The 895-nt window shown below is 37.7% G+C and carries 1 protein-coding gene and 1 pseudogene; both read right to left on the reverse strand.

Going from position 1 to position 895, the window contains the following annotated elements:
- Positions 1-55: 55 nt before the first annotated feature.
- Positions 56-396, reverse strand: a pseudogene (locus ACFIL8_RS11240) (Arm DNA-binding domain-containing protein); the annotation flags it as partial.
- A gap of 156 nt (positions 397-552) precedes the next feature.
- Positions 553-768 (reverse strand): NADPH-dependent FMN reductase, encoded by a 216-nt coding sequence (locus tag ACFIL8_RS11245; RefSeq protein WP_375613708.1) that lies wholly within the window; start codon positions 766-768, stop codon positions 553-555.
- Between the last annotated feature and the right edge of the window lie 127 nt (positions 769-895).

The following is an 895-nucleotide window of genomic DNA, read 5'->3' on the forward strand; positions in this document are numbered from 1 at the left end:
CAGCACAGAAATAATCCATGATAACTCAGACCTTTTTAATGAAAATTTCACAGCCCAGAGCTGCTAGACCTTCTCCAAAAGTATCCAAAGCAATATCTTTTAAATAATGAAGATTACGCATTGTTTCACGCTTTTGTTTATTGCGTTCTTTAATGGGGTCACAACCCTCATGCAAAACAGAACGCCATTGATTTGCCAATTCACGCGCTTTTTTTAAAGAAACATGTCTTAATGCACCCAAGCCCATTTCGCGGCGCCACCATGAATGGTATAACGATAAAGCCATTGAGCACCTCCATCTTTACGCTTATGAAGTAACAAGCCGGCACCATCATTATATTTGCCAGCTCCCAATGTTGCGACAGACCTCGCATTAAGACGGTTCATAAGAGCCATTTTTACTCCTTTCTTATACAGTTTTTACCCACACGCCAGCTCCGCTTTTGACGTGCAAGCAAATGGTTTTGATTGATTCAACATACACAGATTTGAAATGAGAGAATCCTACGTTATTCGGAGTTCTAATTCAATATGAATAACGCTAAATTATCATTATAAATCAATACGTTGTCCCAAATATTCACATGACAGTAGCGCATTTTTTGCTGTACTGCCATGAGAGAGAAGACCAACAGCTTTATCCAAAAAAGCATCACAATCTAAATTATCAAAAGCGTTCTTCAAAGTCTCTGAATAAGACCTGTGATAAACAGGGCTTGCAAGAATAACATCGTCAGCGTCTGCGATTGTTTTGACAAATGTATACACTTTAGCATCGCAATGGTAATAACTTATAAAAACAATAACTTTTTAAATGACTCCTCAACGGCGTATGAATATAAGCACGTTTTTTCTCGTCATTTTTTAAGGTATTAAACTCTTCCAATCTACCGAA

It is taken from the genome of Bartonella sp. AP57NXGY (assembly GCF_042195805.1).
GTDB lineage: Bacteria > Pseudomonadota > Alphaproteobacteria > Rhizobiales > Rhizobiaceae > Bartonella.